Annotated in this window: 21 protein-coding genes; 12 read left to right on the forward strand and 9 right to left on the reverse strand. The window is 68.1% G+C overall.

The genetic code is table 11. The features are described 5' to 3' along the window. Window positions 1–71 precede the first annotated feature (71 nt). Window positions 72–1,472: an alpha/beta hydrolase gene (locus MYSTI_RS40555; RefSeq protein WP_015347406.1), complete on the forward strand. Its 1,401-nt coding sequence runs from the start codon at window positions 72–74 to the stop codon at window positions 1,470–1,472. A 9-nt stretch (window positions 1,473–1,481) separates the two neighbouring features. Here MYSTI_RS40555 and MYSTI_RS08960 read toward each other — a convergent pair whose 3' ends face one another. The 4 genes from MYSTI_RS08960 to MYSTI_RS08975 form a co-directional block, all read right to left on the reverse strand. After that, the gene (locus MYSTI_RS08960; RefSeq protein ID WP_015347407.1) at window positions 1,482–2,225 is read right to left on the reverse strand and encodes a LytR/AlgR family response regulator transcription factor; all 744 of its coding nucleotides are present in this window, start codon (window positions 2,223–2,225) and stop codon (window positions 1,482–1,484) included. Then, complete coding sequence (locus MYSTI_RS08965; protein WP_015347408.1) at window positions 2,222–3,310, reverse strand: sensor histidine kinase; 1,089 nt, start codon at window positions 3,308–3,310, stop codon at window positions 2,222–2,224. Before MYSTI_RS08965 ends, MYSTI_RS08960 begins: the two co-directional genes overlap by 4 nt. A gap of 45 nt (window positions 3,311–3,355) precedes the next feature. Next, window positions 3,356–4,489 carry a pyridoxal phosphate-dependent aminotransferase gene (locus MYSTI_RS08970; RefSeq protein WP_015347409.1) on the reverse strand — a complete coding sequence of 378 codons (1,134 nt, stop codon included), beginning with the start codon at window positions 4,487–4,489 and terminating at the stop codon, window positions 3,356–3,358. A gap of 212 nt (window positions 4,490–4,701) precedes the next feature. After that, the gene (locus MYSTI_RS08975; RefSeq protein ID WP_015347410.1) at window positions 4,702–5,103 is read right to left on the reverse strand and encodes a VOC family protein; all 402 of its coding nucleotides are present in this window, start codon (window positions 5,101–5,103) and stop codon (window positions 4,702–4,704) included. Window positions 5,104–5,778: 675 nt separating this feature from the next. Here MYSTI_RS08975 and MYSTI_RS08980 point away from each other — a divergent pair. Both MYSTI_RS08980 and MYSTI_RS43685 read left to right on the forward strand, forming a co-directional pair. After that, window positions 5,779–7,299 carry an alpha/beta hydrolase gene (locus MYSTI_RS08980; protein WP_015347412.1) on the forward strand — a complete coding sequence of 507 codons (1,521 nt, stop codon included), beginning with the start codon at window positions 5,779–5,781 and terminating at the stop codon, window positions 7,297–7,299. A 163-nt stretch (window positions 7,300–7,462) separates the two neighbouring features. Next, window positions 7,463–7,756: a hypothetical protein gene (locus tag MYSTI_RS43685; RefSeq protein ID WP_015347413.1), complete on the forward strand. Its 294-nt coding sequence runs from the start codon at window positions 7,463–7,465 to the stop codon at window positions 7,754–7,756. Between the two features lie 92 nt (window positions 7,757–7,848). Here MYSTI_RS43685 and MYSTI_RS08990 read toward each other — a convergent pair whose 3' ends face one another. Further along, complete coding sequence (locus MYSTI_RS08990) at window positions 7,849–8,061, reverse strand: hypothetical protein (RefSeq protein WP_015347414.1); 213 nt, start codon at window positions 8,059–8,061, stop codon at window positions 7,849–7,851. A gap of 336 nt (window positions 8,062–8,397) precedes the next feature. Between MYSTI_RS08990 and MYSTI_RS08995 the strand changes: the two genes are divergently transcribed. The 3 genes from MYSTI_RS08995 to MYSTI_RS09005 all read left to right on the forward strand — a co-directional run bounded on the left by MYSTI_RS08995 (window position 8,398) and on the right by MYSTI_RS09005 (window position 13,081). Further along, entirely contained in the window at window positions 8,398–9,138 is a 741-nt protein-coding gene (locus MYSTI_RS08995) for a dienelactone hydrolase family protein (RefSeq protein ID WP_015347415.1), read from the forward strand. 162 nt (window positions 9,139–9,300) lie between these two features. Further along, window positions 9,301–11,631 carry an FtsX-like permease family protein gene (locus MYSTI_RS09000; RefSeq protein ID WP_015347416.1) on the forward strand — a complete coding sequence of 777 codons (2,331 nt, stop codon included), beginning with the start codon at window positions 9,301–9,303 and terminating at the stop codon, window positions 11,629–11,631. Window positions 11,632–11,845: 214 nt separating this feature from the next. After that, the gene (locus tag MYSTI_RS09005; RefSeq protein WP_015347417.1) at window positions 11,846–13,081 is read left to right on the forward strand and encodes an HAD family hydrolase; all 1,236 of its coding nucleotides are present in this window, start codon (window positions 11,846–11,848) and stop codon (window positions 13,079–13,081) included. Between the two features lie 23 nt (window positions 13,082–13,104). Here MYSTI_RS09005 and MYSTI_RS09010 read toward each other — a convergent pair whose 3' ends face one another. Further along, a complete protein-coding gene (locus MYSTI_RS09010; protein ID WP_015347418.1) occupies window positions 13,105–13,314 on the reverse strand; it encodes a cold-shock protein in 210 nt (69 codons plus the stop codon). Between the two features lie 201 nt (window positions 13,315–13,515). Between MYSTI_RS09010 and MYSTI_RS09015 the strand changes: the two genes are divergently transcribed. After that, the gene (locus MYSTI_RS09015; protein WP_015347419.1) at window positions 13,516–13,860 is read left to right on the forward strand and encodes a zinc ribbon domain-containing protein YjdM; all 345 of its coding nucleotides are present in this window, start codon (window positions 13,516–13,518) and stop codon (window positions 13,858–13,860) included. Window positions 13,861–13,878: 18 nt separating this feature from the next. Here MYSTI_RS09015 and MYSTI_RS09020 read toward each other — a convergent pair whose 3' ends face one another. Continuing rightward, complete coding sequence (locus tag MYSTI_RS09020; protein WP_015347420.1) at window positions 13,879–14,400, reverse strand: DUF4240 domain-containing protein; 522 nt, start codon at window positions 14,398–14,400, stop codon at window positions 13,879–13,881. A gap of 313 nt (window positions 14,401–14,713) precedes the next feature. Here MYSTI_RS09020 and MYSTI_RS09025 point away from each other — a divergent pair, with 313 nt between their 5' ends. Continuing rightward, window positions 14,714–15,862: a serine/threonine-protein kinase gene (locus MYSTI_RS09025; protein WP_015347421.1), complete on the forward strand. Its 1,149-nt coding sequence runs from the start codon at window positions 14,714–14,716 to the stop codon at window positions 15,860–15,862. A 32-nt stretch (window positions 15,863–15,894) separates the two neighbouring features. Here MYSTI_RS09025 and MYSTI_RS09030 read toward each other — a convergent pair whose 3' ends face one another. After that, entirely contained in the window at window positions 15,895–16,248 is a 354-nt protein-coding gene (locus MYSTI_RS09030; RefSeq protein WP_015347422.1) for a helix-turn-helix domain-containing protein, read from the reverse strand. A 52-nt stretch (window positions 16,249–16,300) separates the two neighbouring features. Then, on the reverse strand, window positions 16,301–16,669 hold the full coding sequence (locus MYSTI_RS09035; protein WP_015347423.1) for a helix-turn-helix domain-containing protein: 369 nt from the start codon (window positions 16,667–16,669) through the stop codon (window positions 16,301–16,303). Between the two features lie 178 nt (window positions 16,670–16,847). Here MYSTI_RS09035 and MYSTI_RS09040 point away from each other — a divergent pair, with 178 nt between their 5' ends. The 4 genes from MYSTI_RS09040 (at window position 16,848) to MYSTI_RS09055 (ending at window position 24,372) form a co-directional block, all read left to right on the forward strand. Further along, on the forward strand, window positions 16,848–18,680 hold the full coding sequence (locus MYSTI_RS09040; RefSeq protein ID WP_015347424.1) for a serine/threonine protein kinase: 1,833 nt from the start codon (window positions 16,848–16,850) through the stop codon (window positions 18,678–18,680). Between the two features lie 61 nt (window positions 18,681–18,741). Continuing rightward, window positions 18,742–19,662 (forward strand): DUF2381 family protein, encoded by a 921-nt coding sequence (locus MYSTI_RS09045; protein ID WP_015347425.1) that lies wholly within the window; start codon window positions 18,742–18,744, stop codon window positions 19,660–19,662. A gap of 732 nt (window positions 19,663–20,394) precedes the next feature. After that, window positions 20,395–21,735, forward strand: coding sequence for a hypothetical protein (locus MYSTI_RS09050; protein WP_015347426.1), 1,341 nt, complete (start codon window positions 20,395–20,397; stop codon window positions 21,733–21,735). Between the two features lie 246 nt (window positions 21,736–21,981). Continuing rightward, window positions 21,982–24,372, forward strand: coding sequence for an Ig-like domain-containing protein (locus MYSTI_RS09055; RefSeq protein WP_015347427.1), 2,391 nt, complete (start codon window positions 21,982–21,984; stop codon window positions 24,370–24,372). Window positions 24,373–24,404 lie beyond the last annotated feature (32 nt).

A 24,404-nucleotide genomic window follows, 5' to 3' on the forward strand; every position in this document is an offset into this window, starting at 1 on the left:
CCCAGACATCAGGAAACAATTTCTCACGTTCTCCGATGATTCATCATCCCCCTACCCCCTGAGGCGATGTCATGGCCGGAATCGCATCCATCCAGCGCAACGCAGCCGAGGCTGCCCGTCGTCGCATCGAAGCCGCGAAGGTCGTCACCGAGAAGGCGGTCGACAAGGTGAAGGGCGCGGTGGAGAGGCCCGTCCAGACGCTGTCTGCCTTCGAGGGGCCGAAGAAGCTGGGCGCGGAGAAGCTCACGGGGGAGAAGACGCAGGCCGTCGCGGGCGCGCTGGACGGCGCCCCCGCGGACCCGAAGGCCCGCGCGGGGTGGTGGAAGGGCTTGTCCCCGACGGAGCAGATGCAGGCCATCAGCGCGGACCCCAAGAAGGTCGGCTCCATGGATGGACTGCCGGCCTCCGTGCGCGACAGCGCCAACCGCGTGCAGTTGAAGAACGAAGTCACCCAGCTCAACGCCGAGGCGAAGCAGGCCAAGGCGGACTATCTGGACAACATGTCGCTGGGGGACAAGCTCCGGGATGCGCTGCGCCCGGGCAGCGCCAAGGACGACCCGCCCGAGAAGTTCCTCTCCAAGGAGAAGCAGCACCAGTTGGAGAACGCGAACGCGGTCCAGAAGCAGCTGGACCGCACGGCGAAGGAAGCGGGCTCCGCGCAGCTGCTCGTCTATGACTCCGCCTTCGTGAAGGGCGAGGGCCGCGCGGCCATCGTCGCGGGCAACCTGGACACCGCGAAGCATGTGTCCGTCAGCGTGCCGGGGCTGAACTCGGACGTCCGGGGCTACATGGACAACATCACCAGCGACGCGCTGCGGCTCCACAAGGCCGCGGGCACGCAGCGCGGTGAGGTCGCCACTGTCGCCTGGATGGGCTACGACGCGCCGGGCTTCCAGAACGTGGCCTCCGACAACGCCGCGGAGAATGGCGCGAAGCTGCTGGCCTCGGACGTGGCCGGCATCCGCGCCAGCCGTGAGGGCAACCAGCCGCATGTGACAGTGATTGGCCACAGCTACGGCAGCACCACGGCCTCCATCGCGGCGGACAAGAACAACCTCCAGGCGGACGACCTGGTCCTCATCGGCAGCCCGGGCGCGGGCAGCGCGAAGTCCGTGAAGGACTACGAGCCCCAGCTCTCCAACGGCCATGTCTGGTCGGGCTCGGCCAGCCGGGATGTCGTCTCGTGGCTGAACGGCAGCAACCTGCCCGGAGACCCGCTGGGCCAGGACCCGAGCGAGAACAAGTTCGGCGCGAAGCGCTTCACCGCGGAGGCCGCGGACCGGGGCGACAAGAGCAACATGGGAGACCACTCGAAGTATTACAACGAGGGCTCCGAGTCCCTGGAGAACCTGGCCGACATCGTCACCGGGAACTACGGCGGCGTGGACCGCGCCGAGCACCGCTACGGCAAGCACGACTGGTTCAAGGGCAACCGGGTCATCGACCCCGAGGGCAACCGCGCCGTCTCCTGAGCGGGTGCGCTAGCCGAACCGCTCGCGCAGCGCCGCCGCGTGGCTTCGGCTCAGCGGCAGCGGCTCCTCGAGTCCCCGCACGAAGACCTCACCGCCTCCACTCAGGCTCTTGTCCACGCGCTCGACGAAGGACAGGTTGACCAGCGCGGAGCGGTGCAGGCGCGCGAAGGTCCGCTCCGGGAGCCGCTGCTCCCAGTCCTTCAGGGGGCGCGGCGACAGGCTGTGTCTGCCCTCCGCGGTGACGAGCTCCACGTAGTCCCCGGCGCCTCGCAGGCACACGATGTGGTCCACCCGCACGAAGCGCGACTTCGCGCCGTCCTCGAGGAACAGCAGGTCGCTCTCCGCCAGCTTGTGGCGGCTCACGGACTGCGCGGGCGCGGACTTGCCGGACTCCTTCTCCGCGAGCCGGGCGAGCGTCCGCGCGAGCCGGTCGGGATGCACGGGCTTGAGCAGGTAGTCCAGCGCGTTGACCTCGAACGCGCGCAGGGCATGCGCGTCGTAGGCCGTCACGAAGATGACCTCGAACGGGTGCTCGGGGAGGCGGGCGAGCAGGTCGAAGCCGCCCTCGCCTGGCATCTGCACGTCGAGGAAGAGGAGCTGGGGCTGGAGCTCCTCGATGCGCGAGAGCGCGGACGCCACGCTGTCGGCCTCACCCACCACCTTCACGTGAGGGAAGGGCGCCAGCAGCTCACGCAGCTCGGTCCGGGCCAGGCGCTCGTCATCCACCAGCAGGGCTCGCAGCGGCGCGCTCACGCGGCCTCCGTGGAGAGGACAGGCGTCCACTCCATGGCGGGGAGCTCGACCACGGTGTGCACCCAGCCGTCGGACTCCGAGGACTCCAGCCTGGCGCGCTCCGCGAAGAGCTGGGCCAGCCGCTCGCGCACGTTGCGCAGGCCCGTGCCCGTGCCCTGGGGCCCGAGCTCTCGCGTGCGCGGCGCCCACGTGCCCGTGTTGTCCACCTGGATGCGCAGCAAGTCCTGCTCCCGCGTGACGTGGATGCGCACCCGCACCGGCAGAATCCCGGACGCCAGGCCGTGCTTCACCGCGTTGTCCACCAGCGGCTGGATGAGGAAGGCGGGCACGGTGAGCCGCTCCGTGCCCGGCATCACCGACAGGCTCACGTCCAGCTTCTCCTCGAAGCGCACCGATTCGATGCTCAGGTAGCTGCGCACCATGGACAGCTCCTCCTCCAGCGGGACATGCGGAAAGTCCCCCTTCTGGAGCGAGAAGCGCAGGAAGTCCGCCATCTCCGTCACCATGCGCCGGGCGCGCACCGGGTCCTCGCCGATGAGGGCGCGCACGGAGGTGAGCGCGTTGAAGAGGAAGTGCGGGTGCATCTGGTGCCGCAGCGAGGCGAGCCGTGCTTCCTGCGCGAGGGTGTCCGCCCGGAGTGCCCGCTCCCGCTCGCTCTGCCACGCCCGGGCGTGCTTGATGCCGAAGTACAGCCCGCTCCAACCCAGGAGCGTCACCGCGTAGTCGAGCGCCAGCCTGGGGAACTGCATGCGGTTCCCCACCCAGCTGTACTGCGGGTACAGCAAGACCGCCCACACCTCAGCCAGGGCCACCCAGACCATGCCCACCAGGGCGCTGGTGGCCATGGCCCAGACGGCCTGCCGCTGGAACGTGCCCGGAAACAGCCGCTGATACGCCAGCCGCATCACGCTGGTGAGGCCCAGGCCGAACACCGCGCGGATGCCCTTGGCCATCACCAGGGGCAGCGCCTTGCCTTCGCCCATGTGCATGGGAAGGAAGGTGATGATGAGCAGGACGGCGTAGAGGCCCCAGCCCCCGAATTGGAGGGTCCAGAAGGTGGGCGAGCGGGCTGGGCGGGGATTCATGGCGCGAACCTACCAGAGTGGACGTGGCGCCCGGTCCTCGGGTCCTCAGCTCTTCAGCATCGAGCGGAGCAGGGTGCCGAACGTGCGCATCTCCTCCACGGTGCCCAGGGTCAGCCGGAGCGCGGAGACCTCCGGGGAGATGGCTTCACGCGGGTTCATGCGCAGGTGGATGCCGTGGGGCGCGAAGCGAGCAGGCAGGTCGAGCTGCTTCGCGTTCAGCGCAATCCAGAGGAAGTTGGCGTGGCCGGGGACGTACTTCAGGCCCACCTCGTCCAGCGCGGCCGTGGTGACCTTCCGGGCCTCGCCGTTGAGCTTGCGCATGCGCGTGACGAAGGCCGTATCCTGGAGGCTGGCGATGGCCGCCACGGTGGAGACGGAGCTGAGCAGGGACCCGCGCATCGCGTGCAACTGCTTGATGAGCGCGGGCTGTCCCAGCGCATACCCCACGCGCATGCCCGCGAGGCCGTAGACCTTGGAGAACGAGCGGGTGATGAGGACGTTCTTCCCCGCGCGCACCAGGTCCACCATGGACTGGCTGGAAGGCGACTCCAGGTAGTGGATGTAGACCTCGTCCACCAGCACGGTGGCCCGGGGGGAGACCTTGTCGCAGAAGGCGCGCAGCTTCGCGGGGTCCACGATGGTGCCCGTGGGGTTGCTGGGGTTGCACACGGACACCAACCGGGTGTTCGTGCCCACGCGCGCCTCCATGGCGTCCAGGTCGTGCGCCATGGAGGCATCGAGCGGGACGCTCTCCACCTTGCCGCCGGCTCGCGCGGCGAAGGTGGGGAGGACGTCGTAGACCCGCTCCGAGCACACGACGCCCCCGCCGCCCGCGGAGAAATTGTTCGCGATGAGCGCCAGGGCCTCGAAGGCGCCGGCGGTGAGCACCACGTGCTCCGGCGTCACGCCCTCCTGCTCGGCGATGAGCCGCTTCAGCGTCTCGATGCTGTCCATGGACGCGTAGCGGCTGGCCAGGTGGAGCGACTCGCGCATCGCGCGCAGGGCGCCCTCGCAGGGCCCATAGCGGTTCTCGTTGGAGAAGAGCCGGACGGGGTCCTCGCTCGGCGGTCGGCGTGAGGTGGACGCGGCGAGTGAGAGCTCCGGCCGGAGCGCGAGTCCTGCGGTGGTGGCGGCGGCGCCCGCGAGGAGGGCCCGGCGGGTGGGAAGGAAGTGGGACACGGCGATTCTCCCTGCGCTGGAGGGGTGAGTGGCTCAGCGGGGAGGAGACTAAGGGTGGGGCGGGACCTGGCCCGGACCTCTTCTGTGAATGCACGCCGGGGACCGGCGAACGGTCCCCGGGTCCGGTGAACGGCGGTGAAGGACTCCGGCCCCTTTCGTTCGAGTCACGGGCGGGCTCAAAGACAAGCAGGGAGGCGTGACTCGGGGCCGGCTCAGGCCTGGTTGATGCGAATCATGTTTCCGGCGGGGTCTCGCACGGCGCAGTCCCGGACACCCCAGGGCTGGTCCTTGGGCTCCTGCACGATGTCCACCTTCGCGGCGCGCAGCTTGTCGAACGTCGCCTCCAGGTTGCTGCTGCTGAAGATGACGCCGCCCAGCGTCCCCTTGGCCAGCAGTCGCGCCAGGGTGTTGCCGTCCTCTTCGTCCCGGCCCGCGTGGGGTTGGCTCAGCACGAGCTTGACGTCTGGCTGAGAGGGGCAAGACATCGTGAGCCAGCGGAAGGGGCCTCGGGAGACGTCGCCCACGAGCTCCAGGCCCAGGACATCCCGGTAGAACGCCAGCGCCTGCTCGGGATTGTCAACGGAGAGATGCGAGATGGAGAGTTTCAAGGTCATGGCGCCACTGTGCCGATTGGCGCCGAGGGCTGCTTCTCCAATCCTGCTTGATCGAGGGCCTCGCTGGATTTCAGCGGGCGAAGAGCTCGCGCACTCGGGCCCGTTGGGCGCTGCCCTCTCGTGGGAGCGGGAGGAAGCAGGTGAGCTGCCAAGTCTGCGTCCGGAGGGCCTTCGCCACCACGGGCTGGGACCGGGGGGATAGATGCGGATGGCGCGCTTGCCGCCCTGGTGGGCTCGGGACACGACGCCCTTGTCCACCAGGCGCTTCTGGGGAACACGAACTGCCCTCGATGGTCGGTGTCCGCCACGCTCACGACGACGAGGTCCACGCCCTCACCGCTGTCGAGCGGCGCAATCTCCGCGTTGGGGGGCGCTTCCAGAGCGTCACGAACTCACCGACCTTGGGAGGCAACCCGTTTCCGGCGAACGCTCGTTGGCCGCCGCGTCTGCATCTCCACGCACTCGCATCGGCTCGGGCAGGCACATGACGCCGCTGATACCAGCCAAGGCCCCTCGGCGGATACCGTCGTGCAATCGCTGTTCTTCAGCGGATGTTCCGCGTCCGATTCAAGTCCTGGCCTGCTTGCCTCCGTGGGTTCGGAATATCCAGGGGATTGGTGCTTTCATACGCTCGCAGCTTGAAACGATGTGACAACTCCGGGACGGGTTCAACCGATGCGCACGTTCTTGTTCTCACTGTGGCTGGCCCTGCCGTCAGGCGCCCTGGCTGAACCGCCGCACAAGTCGGGGGAGGTGGTCATCGAGCGAGGGTCCGTCGAGCTCGAGCCGGGCACTCGGGTGAGCTACGAGGTCGGGACACTCTATGTCCCCGAGAACCGCCGGAACCCGGAGAGCCGGCTCATCGGTGTGGGGTTCGCGCGTCTCAAGGCGCCTCGGCCCACGGGGGCGCCGCCGGTGTTCTGGTTGCCGGGGGGGCCGGGGCTGAGTGTCCTCGGCTCGCTCCTCGACAACGATGCGGCGGGGAAGGGCCGGCTGCGCTCCTGGCTCAACTTCGGGGTCGTGGGGGACCTGGTGGTCGTGGAGCAGCGTGGGTACACCCGGCGGGGCGAGATGTTGGAGGCGGCGACGGTTGCATCACCCCTGGACCGGCCTGTCTCCGTGAAGGAGGAGGCCGAGGCCATGCGTGCAATGGCTCGGAGGGCCGTCGCGGAGAACCCGGACAAGGACCTGTCGGGCTATGACCTCGGCGAGCTCGTCGCGGACGTGGACGCCGTGCGGCGTGCGCTGGGCTATTCGAAAGTCAGCCTGTTTGGTGGGAGCTTCGGCTCACAGTGGAGCCTGGCGTTGATGCGACTGCATCCGGAGATTGTCGCGCGCGCGGTGCTGTCCGGGGTGGAGCCGCTGAACAATGGCTATGACATGCCTTCACATGTCTTCGGGGCGCTCCAGCGCATCGCCTACGACGCGGACCGGGACGCGGGCCTCGCGCCCTACCGTCCGGAGGGTGGCTTGATGGAGGCCGTGCGCGCGCTCCACCGCCGCTTCGCCGCGGCGCCGGTGCGTGTCCAGGTCCGTGACAGCGCGGGACGGAGTCAGACGGTGGTCCTGGGGGCGGAGGACCTTCAGCTCGCGCTGAACAGCCACACGCAGGAGGGCGAGCAATGGCCGGCCTTCATCCTGTCGCTCTATCACGGGCACTACGAGGACTGGGCGCGCGACGTCATCGCCGAGCGGGCGGCGGGCAAGACGAAGCTCATTGGCCCGTTGATTGATAGCAGCCTGGGGGTCACGGCGGAGCGTGAGCATCAACTGCGGACGGACGCGGCGGTGGCGATGCTGGGGACGTGGAACTTCGAGGCGAACATCGCGTCCGCGTCCGACTGGCCGACACGCGACATGGGGGATGCGCTGCGGAAGCCGGTGTCGAGCACGATTCCCGTCGTGTTCGTGCATGGGGATTGGGACACGTCGACGCCCATCGACAACACGCTGGGGTTGTTGCCGTACTTCCCCAACGGGCACGCCATCCAGGTCCACCGAGGTGGCCACGACGGCGCGTTCTATCTGCTCCGGAACGAGCCGGCCGTGAAGAGCGCGGTCTACGAGTTCCTCAAGACGGGGAAGACAGCGGGCCTGCCGCACGAGGTGACCTTGCCGGTGCCGGGCTTCCCCCTGCCATCCTTCGCGCCCCCTGGGGCCGCGACGAAGGCGAGCGCGGGCACTCCCACGCCGTGAATCTGGCGGGACCGGATTTCATGTCGTCGATGTCGGAAGGTGGTGCATCCCGGAGTCGCTCGCTTCCATCGGAGCGGGTGGCCTCGGACCTCGAGGCGGGGTCCAACAAGGCCTGCTTCGTGGAGCACAGCGAGGGCGCCAACCCTGGCTGACGGGAGCTGACATGAGCGACGTGATGGTGGAGCTGCTGGAGTTCTTGACCTCCGAGGTGGAGCCGGGCTGGCAATGGCAGGAGGAATCCCAGGAGGACCGTTCGGAGGGGGCACTTCGTGAGTGGATCCTGGCCCCGGAAGGGGCGAATGACGCGCTGCTGGTCTCCCTGCTGCCCTCCGGATGGCGAATCGCGGCCCTCATGGAGCACGGCGATGCGGCGATGCTCGGCGCGGACCTTTGTGAGGAAGAAGCCCTCGAAGTCGCGCAGATGGCCGTGACGATGCGGCTGGCGTTGTGTGGGTGATGTGGATGGAAGGCTCGGGACCCAGGTCTTCGGCGATTCTCCTCGGTACACCGAGCATTCCTGTCAACTCGTCTCGCTCAGCCTTCCCCTGCTCACTCCGCTCGACGAGCCGCGCGCCTCTTCGCGAGGTACGGCACCGCGAACAGGTACAGGCCGGAGAACAGGAGCATGAAGAGCGGGGGCAGCGGCGAGTAGACGATCCACGGCGGGGGCGGCTGCTGGCTCATCACCGCGAAGTTGGCGAGGACGGTGACGGTGAAGACGATGGAGACCCAGCGGTGGAACTGTCGAATCCAGTTGCTCATGATGAAATCCTCGTAAAGGCAGACACAGTGTGAACCAAGAAGGGGCGTTCCCCTCCGCGACGCAGATGCCGGTAGACACCCTGCTGTCTCGGGTGGCGCGCGAGAACCTCGGCGGCGATGTCGGCACTGTGTCGTTTCCCGTCCAGCCGTGCTTCTCGAATCCTGCTCGATTGCGGGCGGGCCCCTTTTCCAGGATGTAGGTGCCCGACACACGACCCTGGACGGCGGCCGCTCACTCGCGGCTGCGCGCCCGCTCCCGCGTGTTAATCAAGGGGCCACTGACTCGCCGTTTCCCATCATCGGGCACGAAGTCCGTGACCGACCTGGAGGCCCCCCATGCAGGATGTCGACATCAAGACCGCGGACGGAGTCATGGACGCGAAGCTGGTCCGACCTGAAGGCCCGGGCGCCTGGCCCGCGGTCATCATGCTTCCGGACGGCTTTGGCGTCCGCCCCGTGTTCGAGTCCATGGCCCGGCAGCTGTCGTCCCAGGGCTTCGTCGTGCTGCTGCCCAACGTCTTCTATCGGGACGGACACGCGTCGCGACTGGAGATCGCCAACGGCTCGTTCGCCGACGAGGCCTTCCGCACGCGCCTCTATGCGCTCATCGGTTCACTCACGCCCGCGCGGCAGAAGGTGGACGCCGCCGCGGAGCTGGACTTCCTGGCCGGGCTGCCCTTCGTGAAGGGCCAGAAGGCGGGCGTGGCGGGCTACTGCTTCAGCGGCGGCCTGGCCGTGCGCATGGCGGCGGACTTCCCGGACCGCATCGGCGCGGTGGCGTCCTCGCATGGCGGCCGACTGGCCACGGATGCCCCGGACAGTCCCCACCTGCTCCTCGGCGACGTGAAGGCGGAGCTGTACTTCGGCCACGCGGACCAGGACGGCAGCATGCCCCTGGCCGACATCCAGCGACTGGAAGAGGCGCTGAGGGCCTCGGGCTTGAAGTTCCGCTCGGAGCTCTACCCCGGCGCCCTGCATGGCTACTCGGTGGAAGGGCGCCCCGCGTTCAACGCCCAGGTGGCCCAGACACACTGGGACCGGCTGTTCGACCTGTTCGGCCGCACGCTCCCCCGCTGACGCGGGCGCCCCTCGGCCCGCCCACACAACTGTCGGTGAAGCCCTGGGGCTGAAAGGCCCTGGAAGGAGACGAGGACTACAATCGGGCCCTCGAGCACGGTATGTCGCTCACGGCCGGTGAAGGCTCCGGTCCAGCCACAGGCGCAGCAGTCAGGAGTCCGCGTGCAGTCCACGGAACGGCAGACCCGCTATCGTTGGACCTACCTCTGGGCGGGGGCGCTGGTCGCCCTCGCGGGCTTCGTCCTGCTCGCGGTGGCGCTCGCGTCCGCGCAGGCGTGGGCGGAGGCCAGCTCCACGCTGGGGCTCTGCCTGCTGGGCTGGGGCAGCCTGGCCCAGCTCCTGAACGCGGTCCTGCTGGTGCCGCAGCCGTCCGCCGAGACGCCGCTCCACACGGGCCTGCTGCTCGCGGGCACGGCGGTGTGGCTCGCCGGCTGGGGCCTCATCGCCGCGGGCATCCGCCGCGCACCCGAGTCCTCGCAGGGCCCGAGTCCTGCCGCTGGCGCCCCGCTGTACCCTCGGCTGGCGCGCTACCAGGACTTCTACTGGGGCACGCTGCTGGCCTACGGCGGAGGCTTCCTGCTGGCGGAGGCCGTCATCCTCCTCCTCCAGACGGTGCTGGCCGGGGGCGCCTCGCCCTCGGACCTGGTGGCGGGCGCGGCGAAGCGGGCCGGGGGCATGGAGCCCCCCGGGGCTTTCGCCATCGCGCTGGCGGCGGGCGCGATGGTGGCCTTCCTCGCGGGCTTCATCGGTGCCTCACGGGCGCGGCGGCTGTCCCTGCCCGAGGCCACCATCGGCGTGCTGTACCTGGGCCTGCCCATCCCCATCGTCCTCACGCTGATGGAGCGGATTCCCGAGCTCCAGCTCGCGCTGGGCTATCACCTGCATCAAGTGACGTATGTGGCGGGGCTGCTCGGCCGGCCGGAGCTGGGGTACTGGCTCGTCTTCGCGTTCCTGGTGCTGGCGCTGGTGCTGGGCGTCAACACGGGCTTCGTCGCCGCGGGCAGCGGGCGCGTGGACGTGAAGATGGGCTTCGAGCTCTTCGTCGCGCGCCGGCACGTGGAGGTCTTCCGCCCGTCGCTGCTGTTGGGGACGCTGGCGGTGCTGATGCTCGGCATCATCCCGCCGCTGCTCATCTACTTCATCATCCGCTCGGCGGAGGCCTCGGTGGAGCGGACCCGCATCCGCAAGCTGGGGTTGGCTGACCCGCTGGCGGCCGCGTCCGACCTCCACCGCCTCAAGCAGCACGAGCAGTCTCCCACGATGATGATGACCGCCCTGTCCGTGGGCGGCGTGGGCGTGGGCGTCATGGCGCTCATCATCACGCTGTCGGTGATGAGCGGCTTCGAGGCGGAGCTCCAGCGGAAGATATTGGGCACCAACGCGCATGCCGTGGTGTCCAAGTACGCGGGGGACATGACCGAGTTCCAGCAGGTCATGGAGGACGTCCGCAAGGTGCCGGGAGTCGTCGGCCAGACGCCCTTCATCATCAACCAGGTGATGATTGTCTCCGAGGGCAACGTCAACGGCGTCGTCATCAAGGGCATCGACCCGGACACGGTGGGCGAGGTGGCGGACCTGCCCAAGAACCTCCTGGACGGCGCGACGCTGGACGCCCTCTCCCATCCGGAGAAGGTGGCCCCTCGGAGCCATCCGGAAGAGGGCGGCCATCCTCCCACTGAGGAGTCCAAGGCGCCCGTGGCACTGCCCGGCATCATCGTGGGCCGGGAGCTGGCGGCGTCGCTGCGCGTGAAGGTGGGAGACCAGGTCAGCGTCGTCTCCCCCATGGGCACCGAGGTGGGCGTCTCCATGCCGACGCCGAAGAGCCGAGGCTTCCGCGTGGTGGCCATCTTCTACGCGGGGATGAACGAGTACGACTCCAAGTTCGTCTACATCCACCTCGAGGAAGCGCAGGACTTCTTCGACGTGAAGGGCGCCACGGGCATCGAGCTCAAGGTGGCGGACATCGACGAGGCGCGGAACATCTCCTCCCAGGTGACGAAGGCGCTGGGCGGCTATCCCTACCGTGCAAGGGATTGGGGCGCGATGAACAGGACGCTCTTCTCCGCGCTGCGTCTGCAGAAGCTGGTGATGGGCATCATCCTCTCCATCATCATCATCGTGGCCGCGGGGCTCATCGTCGCCACGGTGGTCATGCTGGTGTTGGAGAAGCGCAAGGAGATCTCCGTCCTCAAGGCGCTGGGTGTCCCCGATGGCGGCATCGTGAAGATATTCCTGGCGGAGGGGCTCCAGATTGGCGTCGCGGGGGGCTTCCTCGGCCTGCTGTCGGGCCTCTCGTGGTGTGTCTTCATCGAGAAGGTCGGCATCAAGCTGGACGCGGCGGTGTACTTCATGCCGGAGCTGCCGGTGCGCATCGAGCCCGTGCAGACGGTTCTCGCCGTCGTCATCGCGGTGCTCGTCACGTACCTGGCCTCCATCTACCCGGCCCTCAAGGCGAGCAGCGTGGAGCCCGTGGAGGGCCTCAAGGCGGAGTAGCCGCGGCGCCTGTCATGGCGCGAGGACTGGGGGGCCGCGGCGCGAGCCCGGGAGTGAACGGTTGCGCTCCTCGCCGAAGCGCGCGCGGTTGACGTTGAGGTTCGGCAGACTGGAACATCGCCGGCGGGCCGCAGGGCACTTCCAGTGCCACATGAACGGGCCCTCCGCGTTCCTGACCCCGAGCCACCTCGTGCGGTGAGAGGAGTCCTGGCCCATGCTTCGGTGGCTCTGCCTGTCGTGGGTCCTCGGATTCACCGCCTGCTCGGGCCCCGCGGCCCATCTCCGGGCGGACCCTCCGAGGCTGCTCAGTGTGCGCACGGGAGGCTGGCGTCCGGAGGTCCGGGAGCGACTGGATGCGCTGCTGACGGAGCATGGGCGCTCCAGCCCTTCCTACAATCCTCGCCGCCGCCCGGTGGCCGTCTTCGACCTGGACAACACGCTCATCAAGAACGACGTCGGCGACGTGCTGATGGCGTGGATGGTGGAGCATGACGAACTCCATGCACCCCCGGGAGGAGACTGGCGGTGGACCAGCAGTCACTTGACGGACGCGGCGCTCCAGTCGCTCTCGGGGGCGTGTGTCGACGCGGCCAGCCCGGAGGGACGGTTGCTCACACGTCTGCATGAGCGCTGCGCTTCCGCCGTGCTGGGCATCTACCTGGAGGGGAAGACACCCGAGGGCGCCTCGGCATGGCGGCAGGGCACCACGGCCACGCTCCATGCCTCCTATGCGTGGGCGGCCCAGTTGCTCGCGGGGCATACACCCTCCCGGCTCCGCGAGCTGGCGTCCGAGGCCCTCGCCGTGGCGCTCGTCGAGCCCATCGGCGCGAAGCGTCGTATCGCGGGATACGAGCTGGCGTCCTCCATCCGGGTCTACGACGCGCAGCGCGACTTGATTGAGGCGATGCAAGCGAACGGGTTCGAGGTGTGGGTGGTCAGTGCCTCGCCACAGCCCGCCGTCGAGGTGGTGGCGGCCCGACTGGGTATTCCCGCGCACCAGGTCATCGGCATCCGCAATGTCTATGTGGAAGGACGCGCGCAGCCGGTGTTCGAGGGCTGTGGTCCAGTCCCCGATGGGAAGGACACGTTGATGACCTACGACGAAGGCAAGCGCTGTTGGGTCAACAAGCGCATCTTCGGGTTGCCCGTCGAGGCGCAGCTGCGGCGCGCGGAGGACCCGGCGTCGAGGCCCCTGTTCGCGGCGGGGGACTCGGATACGGATGTCTCGATGCTCCAGGATGCCGTGGGCCTCAAGCTGGTCATCCGGCGCAACAAGCGGCGCATCATGTGCAACGCATTGGCGAACCGGAATGGGACCTGGCTCCTCCAGCCCATGTTCCTGGCGCCTGTCGCGCCCATGGGCCCGGTGCCGTGCGGCTCACACGCGGACGGGCCCGTGCTGGATGAAGAGGGGCGTCCCATCCCGGACCAACAGGACGCCGGGCCCTGAGCAGGCCGGGGGCTTGTGACCGCTCAGCCTTCGACCTGGACCTTGTCCGCCTGCATTCCCTTCTGTCCTTGAACGGCTTCGAAGGTGACGGCCTGCCCTTCTTTCAGGCTCTTGAAGCCATTGCCTTCAATGGCCCTGAAGTGGACGAAGAGGTCCGAGCCGCTCTCGGGCGTGATGAACCCATAGCCCTTCTCGTCGTTGAACCACTTCACGGTTCCTCTTTGGCGCTCCATCTTCTCTCCTGGACGAATGCGGTGCCGACGCTGGCCCCAGCGGAGATTGTGAGGAGATGCCGTGGAGGCCGCACTGACCCCGGGGCGCCGTGTCGGCGTGTTGTGCGCGACGGTCCATGATGCGGGCCGGTGATGGAACGGGAAGCCCCACGGCGCGCCGCTCGTGTATATGCCTCCGCACCGTCCCCTCCAGGAGCCGACATGAGCGCCCTCCCTCCTTGCCCGAAGTGCCACTCCGCCTACACGTATGAGGACGGCAGTCTCTTCGTCTGCCCGGAGTGCGCGCACGAGTGGTCGGCCACCGCCGCCGCCTCCGAGCCCACCGAAGGCAAGCGCGAGGTGCGCGACGCCTACGGCAACCTGCTCCAGGACGGCGACAGCGTCACCGTCATCAAGGACCTGAAGGTCAAGGGCTCGTCGACGGTGGTGAAGGTCGGCACCAAGGTCCGGAGCATCCGCCTGGTCGATGGCGACCATGACATCGACTGCAAGATCGACGGCATCGGCGCCATGGGGCTCAAGTCGGAGTTCGTGAAGAAGGCCTAGCCGGGCCCCGCGAGGCGCTCAGGTCGGGCGCCTGTTGCCCGGAGGGACCGCCTCGCTCGTGTATGGACCGGGGCGCGTCGCGGACGTCGGCTTCCACCCCTCCTTGTTGCTGAAGCTCTCCCAGGAGAGCGGGGTGAGGTGCTCGTACTCCCCTCCCGTCTTCTTCTCGAAGGCCTCGCGCGCCACCGACAGGAGCGCCTCGAACTCCATCTCCTGCGGAACCCCCATGGGGTCGGCGAGGGCCCGCTCGAACAGGCCCTTCCCGTTGGCGACGATGACACACCGGCTGTACAGGAAGTCGTCCGCCGAGATGTATTGCCCGCCATCATCCGGGTCGAGCGTCCCGCGATACGTCCCCCGGCAGATCTCGCGCGTGTCGAGCGCGTAGAGCTTCTCCGCCAGGATGTCGTCGAAGGCGAAGATGTCCTCGACCTCCATCTTCGACAGCGCGGTGACGACCGGGCGCAAGACCGCCTCGTCGTCTCCGGACTTCTTCCAGTTGAACCGTGCGATGAGGTCCCAGAACACCTCTTCGCTCATCGGTCCCGTCGGCCCCTGCTTCGAAATGCGCGGCTTCACCCCAGCGACACTGGGCGAGCCCTCCAGGGTTGTCAATCGCGAGCGCCGCACGGAGTCCGCGGGGGTTGCACACTATCCGGACATGAGCGCGTGCCGGCTTCCCAGCGCCTGGAGGTCGTGGTACTTATCAAGTGAAGTCGAATTCACCTGAAAGGTGAGTCGGCGCGGCCCCGCCTTCACCCGTGTCTGATGCCTCTCGTGCTGTCTCCACGTGAGCCGTGGTCGCTCGAGGTGCGTGACGAAGTCCCATTCGTTGCTTGGAGGCGCGCAGCCGATGTCCATTTCCACCGATGAAGTCAGCACGGACGACCCCCGCTCTCCCCGAGCGCCGCCGTTCCGACCGCACTTCCTCTTCAAGGCGGGGGCCGTCCGCTATGAGGCCGTGGAGGAGCTGGAGCGGCGCCAGTCCGGGGAGGTGCTGCTCCTGGCTCACCGCAAGGTGGGCAAGGAGGCGTTGACGAGCCGCTGCTTCGTCCGACGCCTGCCCAGCCCCACCACCCACCTGCGCAGGCGACGACTGGTGGAGGAGGTGCAACTGGCCATGCGCCTCAACCACCCGGCCCTGGCCAAGGTGCACCACGTGGGGATTTGTGACGACGCGCTCCACGTCGTCATGGAGTACGTGCCGGGCCCCTCGCTGGAGACGCTCGTGTCGGCGGCCGTGGTGAGAGGGTTTCCCATGACCGAGTCCTTCGCGCTCTACGTGGGCACGGAGCTGGCGGAGGTGCTGCACCATGCGCATACGGTGGTGGACGAGGAGGGACGGTCGCTCGGCATCGTCCACCGGGACGTCAACCCCCGGCACGTCGTGGTGGGCGTGCACGGCGAGGTGAAGCTGATGAACTTCGGCGCGGCCTACTCGCTGCTCATCGGGCGGGAGGAGTCGCCGCGGAGCCTGGTCCGAGGCGATGTGGCGTATGCCTCTCCGGAGTACATCCGGCGCGGGGCGCTGAGTCCTCGCTCGGATGTCTTCAGCCTGGGCGTGGTGCTGGTGGAGCTCCTGACGGGCACCCACCTCTTCGATGTGACGGATGTTCCCTCGGGCTTCGCGGGGCGGGTGCTGCGCGTGGAGACCCTTCCGTCCTTGCCCTTGCACCAGATGCAGGTGCTGCTCTCCCGCTTCAGTCCGGACTTCGTGGAGGAGGCGGTGGCGCCGCTGGCGGCCGACGTGAAGGCCGTGCTGCACAAGGCCCTGCGCGCCCACCCGGAGGAGCGCTTCGCCTCGGCCGCGGAGCTGCGAGACGCCCTGCGGAAACTCCAGGCGACACGCGGCGAGTCCTACGGGCGGGCGAACCTGCAGGAGGAGGTGGCGCGCGTGCTGGCCGACGGGGGCGCGATGCGCGCCAAGGTGGAGTTTGGCGAGGCGGGCCTCTACCCCGAGGGCCTGGATGCCCACGAGCTGCCCGAGCCCGAGGAGAAATAGGCCCGGGCGCGTCGCCCGGATTGCGCCCCTGTCTAGCGGGCCAGCTCCGTGGCGACGTGGACGAGTGCGTCCAGCTTCCCCTCGTCCAGCTTCCGCGCGAGGTGCAGCAGCCGCCGCAGGGAGGGCGCATCGTCCTCCTTGGCGCGGGGCCCTGTCCCGCTCCGGCCAGAGGCCTCGAGGCCGAGCAGCTCCTCGGAAGAGACCTTCAGCTCGGTGCAGAGTCGGAACAGGGTGGGGACGCTGGGCAGCATCTGCCCGCGCTCGAGGCGGCTGTAGACGGGGGCCACCAGTCCCACGCGCTCCGCGACTTCGGCCTGGGTGAGCCCCATCTGCTCTCGGGCGGCACGGGCCGTCGCGCCAATGGTGATTGCCAGGTCCTGGTCCATGAGGTGCGCGGCATTGTACCTGAGAAGTCACCTTCCCGAGCGCGCACAGGACTCACCGCATCGAGAGCACCAGGTGCAGGACGGCCTTGACCCGACGGGGATGCAGCCGGCGGACCTGCTGGACCAGGAGTCGCACGGAGGGCGAGTCCGCGGGGGGTTCGGGGCGGAAGGGGTGGCCCATCAGGGAGTCCGGAGAGGTGCCCAGCGCGGTGGCGAGGCGATGGAGGGTGCGGACGCTGGGCAGCATCCGTCCTCGCTCCAGGCGGCCATACACGGCGGGGACCAGCCCCACCTTCTGGGCGACATCCGCCTGCGTGAGCAGCAGGCGCATCCGCGCGGCGCGTGCCTGGGTGCCGATGGTGCTGGCGAGGTTGTCGAGGAGCTGTTCGTCCTCGGGGCTTTCTGGAAGTTGAGCGGACATGGGGTGACCGGAAGCAAGGGAGTGTCAGCCCAATGTATAGAGTCTCCCGTGTTTCTTGCAATCCGCTGGGTAGTTTGTCCTACTGGGTAGGAGGCATGACCCTCCAGGTTGTGTTAGCATGGCGGCGCTGCCTGGAGGGAGACGCCGTGCGGTCCGCATCGCTCGAGTGGGAGGCGTCATGAGGGACGACGGCCCCCCGGCGGTGCTGTGCCCTGGGGACGTGGTGGTGGGGTACAGGGTGGGGGAGCAGCTGGGGCGTGGCGGCTTCGGCACGGTGTATCGGGCCTCGTGTGAGGGGCAGCCCGCGGCGTTGAAGCTGCTGCATCTGCCTCGGGCCCCGGGGCGCGTGGAGCGGGAGGTGTCCATCCTCCTGCGCCTGCGGCATCCCAACGTCGTGGGAATCCGCGCGTTCGGGTACTGGCCCCTGGCGTCGCCGGAGTTCGCCGTCATCGCGATGGAGTACGTGGAGGGGCGGCAGCTCGACGTGTGGGCTCGGGAGGAGAACCCCTCCGCGCGGCAGGTGCTGCTGGCGGTGCTGGGGGTGGCGCGGGCGCTGGCGGCCACCCATGAGGCGGGGGTCGTCCACCGGGACGTGAAGGAGGCCAACGTCATGGTGCGGGCCTCCGACGGGCTGGCGGTGCTGGTGGACTATGGCGTCGGGGACTACGAGGGGGCTCCTGGCGTCACGCTCTCCATCCTGCCGCCTGGGACGCCGGAGTACCGGCCTCCGGAGGCGTGGCTGTTCCTGGAGGAGCATGCGGGTGTGCGAGGTGCCCGGTATGTCCCCGGACCTTCGGATGACCTGTGGGCGCTGGGGGTGGTGCTGTACCGGTTGCTCACGGCGCGGGTCCCGTTCGAGGCGGAGGACGACCAGGCCTTCATCAATGCCGTCATCTCCGGTACGCCGGTGTCGCCTCGGACGGCGAACGAGCGGGTGCCCCAGGCGCTGAGCGAGGTGTGCCTGCGCTTGTTGGAGAAGGAGGCCCAGGCGCGCTTCCCGGATGCGAGGGCGGTGTGCGCGGCGCTGGAGGCGGTGGTTGCTTCGGCGGATGCGGAGTGGGAGGTGCCCCTGTGCGACGCCTATGGGCCGGCCACGGCGACGACGGAGGGGCCCGTCGACCCGATGGTCAGGTGGGTGAATGACCCCTTGCACCGGCCTCGTCGGGGCAGGCGTCCCGAGCAGGTGGTGGAGGTGGCTGATGATGCAGCTCCGCTGGACGGTGCGGCGCTGGCGGCCGATGTGTCCCCGGCGCGGCCTGTCGAGGTGTCAGCGCGGACGCGCTGGCGCAAGGGGTGGATGGCGCTCGGGCTGGGGCTTCTCGGTGTGGCCACGGCGTCGGTTCTCCTCTGGGGAGGGGGACGTCGCGACGAGGGGCGTCCGGTCCATGAAGAAGTAGCGCTCGCCGCCAAGAAACCTCAAGCTGCCCGAGCCGCAGCTCCCACCGGGCCGGAGGCAATACCTGCGGCCGTCGCACGTTCCGCGACGAACTCCGAGGTGACTGCCACCGTGACGACAACGAAGAGCGACACTCCTTCCACGTGGGCGCCCGCCAGGAAGAGCACGAAGGGCGCCCGCACCGCGCTGGCGACGACGGCCCTGTGTGGCGCGCTGGCCTGCACCGGCCCGCAGGTGCGCTCCCCTCCGGAGCCCGAACCGTGTCCCGAAGGTTCCGTCGAGGGCATGAAGAAGCTGGGCATGAGCATCGGGGACTACAACGACGGGACGCTCCTCCTGGATGAGCCGTCCAGGTTCCTGATGGTCACGGAGGGGCCCGCACGAATCACCCTGGGGGCGCAGGGCGCCACATTGACCGGACGGTTCATCGTGGGCGACCGCCTCTATGGCCGGTTGACGCGGGCGCGCATGGGCAAGGGAAGCGTCCCCGTGTGCTTCGAGGTGCTGGATTCGTCTGGGAATCGTGGGCTGGAGATTTCGGGAGGCGGAGGGGATTCCGGCAAGGTTCGCGTGTTCTCCGCCTTCTTGGTCAAGGCGGTGAGCGAGTTTGAATGACCGCAGGTGCTCGTGAATCGCCAGAGCGGGCATTGCAGGCAGGGGCCAGGAGTCGCGTCGCGTGCATCGTTCTATGTTGGCCGTTCTGCTTGTCCTTCTCGGTGGGGGTGGGCAGGACGCTTGGGCGCAGTCGTCGTCATCGCCTGCGGGATTGGGCATTCGCCGGATCGAACTGTCCCCGGATGCCGCGCAGGCGGCCGCGGAAGTGGTGGTGAGTCCAGGTCTCTCGACCGTCTTCATCTTTGACTCGGAGGTGAGTCGAGAAAGCGTGGCGCTCGAGGGGCGTGAGCGCTTCACGGTGCTCGACGCGGGCCTCAGCACGCTGCGCTTCGTTCCTTCGGAGAGAATCTCCTCGGGAGAGCGGCTGCGGCTGACGGTGCGCTTTCAAGATGGTGCGGCCCCGGCGAGTGCGACGTTCATCCTGGTGGCGCATCCCGCGAGGTCGGAAGCACTCGTTGAAGTCTATCGGCGCAAGAGGGGCGCCGAGACCTACCAGGAGGAGGTTCGGCAAGCGCGGCTCGAGGCTCAGCAGTGTCGCGAAGAGATTGTGCGTCTGCGTGCTGAAAGAGCAGCGCCCGACGGATTGGCGGGACTCATCTCGACAGGCGTTCTTGAATGGCGCGGAGTGGAGTTCCTGGATGTGACTCGACTGGTGACGCAAAGCCCAGGAGGGGCTGTTACCAAGCGACGTGTCTATACATATCGCGCGGCGCGCAGAGTGGCTGTCGCGCTCATTCTTGCTCCGGTGGGCGATGCCCAGCCGTGGACAGCGGAAGGGGTCACCCTTCGAGGCAAGGCCAACGAGGAGCTGAAGGTGCTTCAAGTGTGGCAGTCCGGTCCGGTGGCCCCAGGTTCGGCGACCCAGCGTGTGGTCGTGGAGGCCGAATCCGCAACCGAATCACCTGTGGGCAGCTACACGCTCAAGCTCTGGGACGCGGACGGGCGTCGGACCATCACCCTCGGGAACATCGCCTTCCAGTAGGGGCGCTCGGTCGCGCGGGGGGGGGCGACGGATGGCGAAAGGCTGCTCGCACCCGGAGATCTTGTAGGGATTGTCCTTTTAGGGTTCAATGGACTGCATCTGAAAGGTGCATCTCCGTTGGTTCCCGGGGGACCGTATGAACTTCTTGGTACGGGAGTGTGCGCGAGTGCCTGCGCGGCTCCCTGATGGCGCGAGTGGCGGATTCGGCGCCGCTGAACCGCCTTCATGATGTCCCATCTGCCTTGGGATGATGCCCACTCGCCATCTTGATGGGTGAGGGGTGGTCGCCCCTTGTGCTTCGGGGCGCGGTCGCACGACTCCTTCAAATCCACACAGGGTCCCACGGCCCGGCGTCCAGCAGGCCTGCACGGGAGACCTCTGTCTTTGCCCCATCCGGGGCGGACTTTCGCTACGCGGATGTGCTGGTCATTGAAGAGCGGCCTGTTCAGGGGCAGCCCCCTCGGGTGGAGACGTTCAGCATCAAGAGCCGAAACTAGGGTTTCTGAAGAGAGAGGAGCTCGAGGTGCAGGCGGATACGGATGCGAGCAGTGCGCTGAAGTAATACGGTGGGTCGCTGAGGATTCTGCGAGAAGGGCTGCGACAGCAGGCTCAGGTAAAGCGAGTTCGCTGGGTCTACGAGAGTCAGGGGCTCCTGCCCGAAGACGGCATCTTGTGGAGAGAGGTGACGCACGCTGCGGAGCAGTCGCTCAGGGGTGTGGAGGTTCTGTCCCAATGAAGGCACCGCGGCTGTCGATTCATGAGCTGAACAAGGTGGACTGCCTTGGCTTCACGTTCGCTGGGGCTCTCGACCTGCGCGATGGCGAGAAACGAGGGCTGGCACCATTCCTGGATGCTCTGGAGACCCATGCTGCTGGGTGGATGCCTACCGTTGTCAATGCGAGCCGACGACGAAAGTATTCACGAGAGGCCGTGTGGCGCGCGATAGAGGAGCGACGCGCGGATTATGGCACGGTCATCGGATTGCACCGCGATGACTCTCCGGGTGTGTCAATGGTGCTCAGGTTGATGCCTCCGCACATGGAGCCCGAAGTCAGCGTCGATGTCGATGTGCAGCCGCTCTCATTCTTCGCGGAAGAAGAGGCATGCCGGGGGGTAGTGTCCGTCGCACGTGTCTGGGCTACGCACTATCCTGCGCACCACGCGACGGCGCACAGCACGGCGGATCGGGGCCTGACAGATGCTCCCGCCTTCGGTCGCGACGATGCGGTCTGGAAGAGGGACGGGTTCGACAAGATCTACGAGCTGTGCTGGCTGAACATCTTCGGCCCGAAGCTGGTGGAGTCCGTCGGGCGAGAGCGGATGCTCGCGACGCCCGCGCATCTCGTGGAGGAGCTCCCCAATGGTTCCATCCTCCTCGTCCTCCGGCCCACCGCCGCCGACTTCGACAGTGACGAGGCGCGTGTCGCGCAGGCCCGCGCGCACGTCCACCTGCGACCAGACCTCGACTTCGACACCGTCCTGCGCACCCTGAGAGCGCGCAGCGCCGCGCTCGTGCCCGTCGAGCCCCGCTTCCACCCCGACGTCGCTCCCCTCCTGTCACGGCTGCCGGACGAGTTCGCCATCAGCACGCGACAGCGGCAGATCGCCGAGCTCAATGCCTTCCAACCGCCCGAGCCGGAGGAGTGGCTTCCTGTCGCCTTCCCGTCCGACGTGGAGAACCCGGAGCGCCTCCGCGACCACTACGACGACCTGTCCGAGGGCCTCGTGGCGGCGCTGCACACCCACGTGCCCTCCCTCATGGACGAGACGCCGGAATCCCTCACGGACCTGGACTTCTACTTCTGGAGGGAGAACTTCCCGAAGCGCTACACGCGCGAGCTCATCGACAGTCACACCGCTCCGGCCCTGGGCGCCTATCTCGGCGACGTGCTGGTGCGCCGGTTGGGCGGCACCTGGGTGCTGCGCGAGAAGAAGGATGAATCCCAGGTGCGCGTGGGGAATCGCGTCTGGCTGCCCTTCCTCCGGGCCCGCCGGTACCTGGAGTCGCGCCAATCCCTGCTGGCGTACTCGCTCACCCAGTTCTTCAAGGTGGCGGAGCGACACCGCTCCTGACCCGAATGGCCGGCCTCTCTCCTGACACGGACCCCTCGATGTCTGTGTCAGGGAAGCAGGTCGGGTGTGGGATTGGACGAAGGTCCTGGGTGCAGGCATACCCAGCATGCTTTTGTTGACTCTCAAAGCCTGACAAACGCTCTTGTGTTGCGAGGCGTTCTGTCGGAAGTGAGGAGTAGTGTCGTTCATTCCACGGGGGGACAGTCCATTCCGGGCTTCATTCCGCTCCTCGGGGGGAGTCACTCCATGCAGAGCCGTTCGGGTGTGTTGTGGTCTTGGGGACTGGGCCTGACGCTGGCCTTGTCGCTGAGCGCGTGTGGTGTCGAGTCCGAAGCAAGCAACTCGCAAGCGGAGGCAGAGGCGCTGGCGCGCCAGGGCGCCGCGCTGAGCTGGGACCCGTATGCGGACGCGGTGGCGTCTGGCACCACGGCGACGGTGCTCAACGCGAGCGCGGCGGTCGGCGCTCCGGACGGTCAGGCCGCGACCCTGTTGAGCCTGCTCAACTCGGCGTTGGTGCTGGACCTGGGCCAGGGCGAGGAAGGGACGGGCGACCTCCGCGTCTACTATCAGGGGCTCTCGCTGGCGCTGGTGGCCTCGGTGGACTTCCTGAAGGCGGATGGGACGTACATCGGCTCCAGCTCGCTGCACCTGGTGGAGCTGGGGCTGGGCACCCATGTGGCGGTGGCGACGTACTCAGGGAACGTGCCCTATCGCTATGTGCGCCTGAAGGGCTCGCTGCTCGCCGTCTACCTGGTGGATGCGGTGGAGACCTCGCTGCGGCCCATCTGTGGCGATGGGAAGCTGGGTGGCGTCGAGGTATGTGACGACGGCAACCAGCTCTCCGGAGACGGCTGCAACAGCGTCTGCCAGGTGGAGCCGGGCTACACCTGCACCGGTGAGCCGAGCGTCTGTGACAACAACCGGGCGCCCACCGTCGACCCCGCCCAGGCGACCACTCCCGAGGACACCCCGGTCGTCATCTCCATCACCGCGGCGGACCCGGATGGCGACACGCTGACCTACTCGTACACCACGCCCGCGCACGGCACGCTCTCGCTCGCGGGGGCGTCGGTGACGTACACGCCGAACGCGAACTACCACGGCGCGGACTCCTTCCAGGTCACCGTCTCCGACGGCAAGAAGCAGGCGACGGCCACCGTCTCCGTCACCGTGACGCCGGTCAATGACGCGCCCGTCGCGTCTTCCGCGTCGGTGACGGTGAGCTTCAACACGTCGACGCCCATCACGCTGGTGGCCACGGATGTGGATGGGGATGCGCTCACGTACACGGCGACGGCGCCCGCGCACGGGACGTTGTCCGGGACGGGCGCTCAGTTGCTCTACACGCCGAACGTGGACTTCCAGGGGGTGGACCAGTTCACCTTCGTGGCGAACGACGGCGCGGCGGACTCCAACACCGCCACCCTCACCATCACCGTCCGGGGGCCGCCCGTCTGTGGCGACGGCTACCTCGACTCGGGTGAGGTGTGTGACGACGGCAACCGCGCCGCGGGCGATGGCTGCCGAGCGGACTGCCGGGGCGTGGAGGTGTGTGGCGACGGCCTGGTCGACAGCGCGGCGGGAGAGCAGTGCGACGATGGCGGCAGGACGCCCGGAGATGGCTGCGATGCGGACTGCCAGTTGGATGCCTTCGAGAACACTCCTCCCACGCTCGTCAGCGGGACGCTGAGCTGCACCACGGCCAACTCGAACACGGGCCGCAAGGCGGCGGTGGATGCGCTGGGCCGCTTCTACGTCGTCATGCTGTGCGGTGGTGAGGTCCATGTCAGCGTGAGCGTGGACCGCGGTCACACCTGGGTGGGCCCCACGCCCCTGGGCATCACCAACGCGGCGGAGGTGGCCATCGAAGGCGGCCCCACGGGGACCGCGTACATCGCGGCCACCAGCGCGGGCTCGTTGTACTTCACCCGGACCGTCGACGCGGGAGCGACCTGGGAAGCGCCGCGAGTCCTCACCACGGCGGGCAACCCCACCGTCAGCATGGACTCCATGGGCGATGCCCTCTACATCTCCGTCTCGCGAGGCCGCCCGGGGGTCCGCGTCCTCCGCAACTTCGCGCGAGGCGCGAACGACTTCATCGTGACGGACGTGGACCAGACCAATGCCTTCTTCGACGTCCTCGTGGACAAGATCAGCGGAGATGTCTTCTCGGTGAGCGACGACCCCTCGTTCCGCATCCGCCGCAGCAGTGACCAGGGGACCACCTTCGACCCCCAGAGCTCCCCGCCGGGGCAGGCCTTCTTCTCGGACTGGACGGGCTCCAACGGCTTCATCTACGTCACCGGCACCTTCGGGGACGACAACGTGGATGTCATCCCGGTGTCCGCGCCGGGGACGAGCACCCAGGTGTCGGGCCTCCCCACGGATGTCGGCCCCGGTCCCATCCGGACCATCGACTCGGATGCGCTGGGCAATGGCTACATCGCCTCCCAGCGCGGGACGGGCAACGTCCAGTTGGACCGCATGCTCGTCGGGGCGACGACGATTCTGGCCGCGGATGCCAGGACGGTGGGGGCGGGCACCGTGCCTGCCGTCGCCGCGCTCCCGTCGAACGGAGGCGCGCTGGTGTCCTATACGAGCGGCACCAGCGTCTACGCCTCGGTGGTCGTGTACTGACCTGATGTGCTGACGTCGCGGATGCGCGCCTC

It is taken from the genome of Myxococcus stipitatus DSM 14675 (assembly GCF_000331735.1).
Taxonomy (GTDB): domain Bacteria; phylum Myxococcota; class Myxococcia; order Myxococcales; family Myxococcaceae; genus Myxococcus; species Myxococcus stipitatus.

Bases quoted from the DNA above. Each gene is read 5' to 3' on its own strand.
- MYSTI_RS09020 (WP_015347420.1), bottom strand. From the start codon at position 14,400: ATGAGCGAAGAGGTGTTCTGGGACCTCATCGCACGGTTCAACTGGAAG.
- MYSTI_RS43685 (WP_015347413.1), top strand. From the start codon at position 7,463: ATGAGCGACGTGATGGTGGAGCTGCTGGAGTTCTTGACCTCCGAGGTG.
- MYSTI_RS09025 (WP_015347421.1), top strand. From the start codon at position 14,714: ATGTCCATTTCCACCGATGAAGTCAGCACGGACGACCCCCGCTCTCCC.
- MYSTI_RS08995 (WP_015347415.1), top strand. From the start codon at position 8,398: ATGCAGGATGTCGACATCAAGACCGCGGACGGAGTCATGGACGCGAAG.
- MYSTI_RS08980 (WP_015347412.1), top strand. From the start codon at position 5,779: ATGCGCACGTTCTTGTTCTCACTGTGGCTGGCCCTGCCGTCAGGCGCC.
- MYSTI_RS09010 (WP_015347418.1), bottom strand. From the start codon at position 13,314: ATGGAGCGCCAAAGAGGAACCGTGAAGTGGTTCAACGACGAGAAGGGC.
- MYSTI_RS09015 (WP_015347419.1), top strand. From the start codon at position 13,516: ATGAGCGCCCTCCCTCCTTGCCCGAAGTGCCACTCCGCCTACACGTAT.
- MYSTI_RS40555 (WP_015347406.1), top strand. From the start codon at position 72: ATGGCCGGAATCGCATCCATCCAGCGCAACGCAGCCGAGGCTGCCCGT.
- MYSTI_RS09005 (WP_015347417.1), top strand. From the start codon at position 11,846: ATGCTTCGGTGGCTCTGCCTGTCGTGGGTCCTCGGATTCACCGCCTGC.
- MYSTI_RS08965 (WP_015347408.1), bottom strand. From the start codon at position 3,310: ATGAATCCCCGCCCAGCCCGCTCGCCCACCTTCTGGACCCTCCAATTC.
- MYSTI_RS09035 (WP_015347423.1), bottom strand. From the start codon at position 16,669: ATGTCCGCTCAACTTCCAGAAAGCCCCGAGGACGAACAGCTCCTCGAC.
- MYSTI_RS09030 (WP_015347422.1), bottom strand. From the start codon at position 16,248: ATGGACCAGGACCTGGCAATCACCATTGGCGCGACGGCCCGTGCCGCC.
- MYSTI_RS09055 (WP_015347427.1), top strand. From the start codon at position 21,982: ATGCAGAGCCGTTCGGGTGTGTTGTGGTCTTGGGGACTGGGCCTGACG.
- MYSTI_RS08990 (WP_015347414.1), bottom strand. From the start codon at position 8,061: ATGAGCAACTGGATTCGACAGTTCCACCGCTGGGTCTCCATCGTCTTC.
- MYSTI_RS09050 (WP_015347426.1), top strand. From the start codon at position 20,395: ATGAAGGCACCGCGGCTGTCGATTCATGAGCTGAACAAGGTGGACTGC.
- MYSTI_RS09040 (WP_015347424.1), top strand. From the start codon at position 16,848: ATGAGGGACGACGGCCCCCCGGCGGTGCTGTGCCCTGGGGACGTGGTG.
- MYSTI_RS08975 (WP_015347410.1), bottom strand. From the start codon at position 5,103: ATGACCTTGAAACTCTCCATCTCGCATCTCTCCGTTGACAATCCCGAG.